The organism is Candidatus Darwinibacter acetoxidans (assembly GCF_041936445.1).
In the GTDB taxonomy this organism is placed as follows: Bacteria; Bacillota; Limnochordia; order Darwinibacteriales; family Darwinibacteriaceae; genus DTU010.
In genome coordinates this window covers 1-4,050 of the sequence record NZ_JBHGXH010000134.1, presented here as the reverse complement: position 1 = coordinate 4,050, position 4,050 = coordinate 1, and the positions used below count along the sequence as shown (strand labels likewise).

At 55.7% G+C, this 4,050-nt stretch carries 3 protein-coding genes; all 3 read left to right on the top strand.

Annotation, left to right across the window (positions count from 1 at the left end; translation table 11 throughout):
- Nucleotides 1-448 precede the first annotated feature (448 nt).
- A complete protein-coding gene (locus ACE4YL_RS04930; RefSeq protein WP_461359929.1) occupies nt 449-1,438 on the top strand; it encodes a substrate-binding domain-containing protein in 990 nt (329 codons plus the stop codon).
- A 92-nt stretch (nt 1,439-1,530) separates the two neighbouring features.
- Complete coding sequence (locus tag ACE4YL_RS04925; RefSeq protein ID WP_461359930.1) at nt 1,531-3,033, top strand: sugar ABC transporter ATP-binding protein; 1,503 nt, start codon at nt 1,531-1,533, stop codon at nt 3,031-3,033.
- 31 nt (nt 3,034-3,064) lie between these two features.
- On the top strand, nt 3,065-4,050 hold a 986-nt coding region (locus tag ACE4YL_RS04920; RefSeq protein ID WP_461369317.1), incomplete at its 3' end, for an ABC transporter permease.

Sequence of the window (4,050 nt, the reverse complement as noted above, 5' to 3'; positions counted from 1 at the left end):
GACTCGGCCGTGGAAAATCGCGCTTCGGGCATTAGCTGGCCTGGCCAGTACCTAGAAGCGCAACCGCCCCATCCTGGTCTTGGGTCCGTGAAACAAGCAACTGCGAGGTCTCAACCTACTAAACGTTGACACTTACCCCTGAAGTGGGCAAAGTTGACAAAATATTGTTTTTCGCGTAGAATGTGTTAGATATCACTAGAGTTTGCTTTCACACATTCGGCATAGAGACGTACTGAAACTGGTGATTTCTCGTCGTTGTAACTGAGCCATTTCGGCACAGAGGCTCCCTTCGTGCAGCAGATTCGGAGGATCAGTAAAAAAGGCAGCTTAATATATAACTCACAATATATAGAAAGGGGAGGGTGTTAGGGCCGGAGAGCAGAAAGAGGTTTTTGACATGAGATGCGTTGCCTTGGTTACGTCGGAAAAAATTAGAGGGGGTTTAACGATGAGAAAGCTGCCACAAGTAGGACTATTACTGTTGGTGCTTGTGTTGGTTTTGGCGTGGGGCTCTGCCCTGGTGGCTGCACAAGATCTGATTAAGGTGGGTATTGTCAACCTGCCGCCAGAAGAATCCGGCTACCGCCAGGCCAACGTGGAGGACCTGAACCTGGTCTTTTCCCGGGAAAACGGCTACGATGCGAAGCAGACCAACACCGCCGACGTCAATGAACAGATGGCGGCGGCCATGGGGTATATTCGCGACGGCGTCGATTATCTGCTGATCTCCGCGGCCCACGCCTCCGGATGGGATGATGTCCTGCTGGCGGCCAAGCGGGCAGGCGTAAGGGTAATCCTCTTTGACCGGCTGATTGACACAGATCCCGAAAACTACGAAGCTGCACTCGTTTCCGACATGTACTTTGAAGGCCAGCTGGCAACCGACTGGGTACTGGCAAACGTTCCCGAACCCATTAACCTCATCCTGATCCGCGGCCAGCTGGGCAGCGCGGCTGAGATCGGCCGCAGCGCCCCGGTGCTCCAGGCCGCTGAAGAAGGCAAACTCAACATCGTCTGGGATGGAACCGGCGGAGACACCTGGAGCCTGGAAGAGGCCCGCAAAGTTGTTGAAGCCGCCATCGCCGCGGGCAAAGACTTCAACGTCATCTATGCCCAGAACGACGGTATGGCCCAGGGAGCCTGCCAAGCCCTGGAGGCCGCCGGGATCAGCTTTGGCAAAGACGGCAAGGTCAAGATCATTGGCTTTGACTTCAACCGTTTTGCCCTGAGAAACGTACAGGCCGGCTACTGGAACGCTGACGTACAGTGCAACCCCCGTATGGCCAGCCAGATCGACCAGTGGATCAAGAGCGGCAATATCCCCAAAGGCATCGTCTATCAAGAAGAGATCATCCTAGACACGGATACCATCACCGATGAACATATCGAGAAGTACGGGATTAACCCCGATCCGGGCAAGGGTGTAATTACACGGTAGTCTTTTAACGGTCCAAGCAGTGCGGTGTCCGGATTCTCTCCGGTCAACCGCACTGCTGTTAATTTATGTGATGCCGGTAAGGAGGGCTTTGCTTGCAGCCGGAAATCATTCTCAAAATGGAAGGGATCTGCAAATCCTTTCCCGGGGTCAGAGCTCTGGACAACGTTGACTTCGTGCTGCGCAAGGGTGAGATCCATGCCCTGATGGGCGAAAATGGGGCGGGCAAATCTACCCTGATCAAGATCATAACTGGTGTGTACCAAAAGGATGCCGGCCAGATTTACCTCGAGGGAAGGCCGGTGAACTTTAGATCGCCCCAAGATGCGCAGAACATGGGGATAGGCACGGTCTTCCAGGAGATCGCGCTCTGCCCCAATCTGACCGTGGCCGAAAACATGTTTATCGGGCGGAGCCGGGACGCTTTCGTCAACTGGAAGCAGATGAACCAAAGAGCCGCCGAGATGCTGGATTCCCTGGGGATTCCCGCAAGTCCCACCCAGGAACTGGCCAGCTGCTCCATTGCCGTCCAGCAGATGATCGCCATTGCCCGCGCGGTGGATATGGACTGCAGGATCCTCATCCTGGACGAGCCCACATCTTCCCTGGACGAAGATGAAACGAAAAAGCTCTTTGCACTCATGCGGGAACTAAAGGCCCGGGGTGTAGGAATCATCTTCATTACCCATTTTATCGATCAGGTTTACGAGATCAGCGACACCATCACGGTGCTGCGTAACGGTCAGCTGATCGGCGAATACCCCACCGCGGAGCTTTCCCAAATCGAGCTCGTCTCCAAGATGATGGGTAAAGCGCTGAGCGACATTTCGGCCATCAAGAAACACGAACCGCCTCAAACCGACGAAAGTGTACCTGTGTTCGCGGCGAAAAACCTTTCCAGCGCCGCTGGGGTGAGACCCTTTGACTTTGCCATCCGCAAAGGCGAGGTGAACGGATTTGCCGGGCTTCTGGGCTCGGGGCGCAGCGAAAGTGTGCGGGCCATCTTTGCCGCGGATAAAGTAACAGGCGGTGAAGTACGCGTAAACGGCCAAATGGTGAAAATCAAATCTCCCCTGGATGCCATGAAACAGGGCATCGGCTATTTGCCGGAGGACCGCAAGGTGGATGGGATCATCGACGAACTTTCCGTGCGGGACAATATCATCCTGGCCCTGCAGGTGCTGAAGGGCTTTTTCAAGCCGCTGTCCCGCAAACAGGCTGAAGAGTTCGCCGATCAGTATATCGAGCTCTTGGATATCAAGACGCCGTCCCTGGACACGCCCATCAAATCCCTTTCCGGCGGCAACCAGCAGAAGGTGATCCTGGCCCGCTGGCTGCTCACCCACCCCATGTACCTGATCCTGGATGAACCCACAAGGGGGATCGATGTGGGCACCAAGGTGGAGATTCAAAAGCTGGTGCTCAAGCTGGCGGCGGAGGGGATGAGCCTCACCTTCATCTCCTCGGAGATCGACGAGATGCTCCGTGTCTGCTCGCGGCTGATCGTGATGAAGGACCGGGAGATCGTGGGCGAACTGAGTGGGGCGGACCTTACGGAGCAAAACGTGATGCAGCTGATCGCGCAGGGGGGCGAGTAGAATGCCAAGGTTAAAAAGACGGTTCAATCGTATGTCCCATCTCTTCCTTCCCCTCTCCGTTTTAGTGGTGCTCCTGATCATTAACCTGGTCAAGGGTGCCGACTACTTCAAGATTACCCTGATCAACGGAGTACTGTACGGGAACATACCCAATATCCTCTTCGGCGCCTCGGAGCTGGTGATCCTGTCCATCGGGATGACCCTGGTCACCGCGGCCTCCCGGGGCCAGGACATCAGCATTGGTGAGAGCGGTGCGATCAGTTCCGCCATCTTTGTCCAGTATGTCCTGCGGGCCGGGAATGTCACGGTGTGGACGATCCTGGCGGGTTTTCTCATCAGCTGCCTGGCGGGGATGGTCATCGGGGCCTTCAACGGTACCCTGGTTTCCTTCTTCAATGTTCAACCCATGGTGGCCACCCTCATCCTCTTCCTGGGGGGAAGATCCATCGCCTTTATCATTGATGGGAAGGTGTCGCCCATCCTGGCGAACCCCATCTCCAACCAGATCGGCACCGTCATACCGGGTGTGCCCATCCAGACACCCATCATCCTCACGGCCGTCTTCATCGCGCTGGTTGTGGTGGTCCTCAAGACCACCAACCTCCGGCTCTATGTGGAATCCGTGGGGGTCAACCCCAGCGCGGCGCGGCTGAACGGCATCAACCCCAAGAAGGTGATCTTCCTGACCTTCTTAATCATGGGAGTGTGCAGTGCGGTCGCGGGCTTCATCGCGGTTAACAAAGCCGGGCGCCACGACAGTGTCAACCTGCTCAAATTCATCATGATGGACGCGATTCTGGCTGTCGCCTTAGGCGGAAACTCGTTGGCCGGCGGCAAATTCAGCATCTCCGGTTCGATCATCGGAGCGTACACTATCGAGGTGCTCAACAGGACCCTGCTCCGGCTGGAAGTGAACCCTGAAGCCATCAAGGCTTTCAAGGCGGTCTTTATCATCATACTCATGGTTATTGCTTCACCGGTAGTCAGGGACTTTGCCAGGAAAGTGATCGACAAGGC

Bases quoted from the DNA above. Each gene is read 5' to 3' on its own strand.
- ACE4YL_RS04930 (WP_461359929.1), top strand. From the start codon at position 449: ATGAGAAAGCTGCCACAAGTAGGACTATTACTGTTGGTGCTTGTGTTG.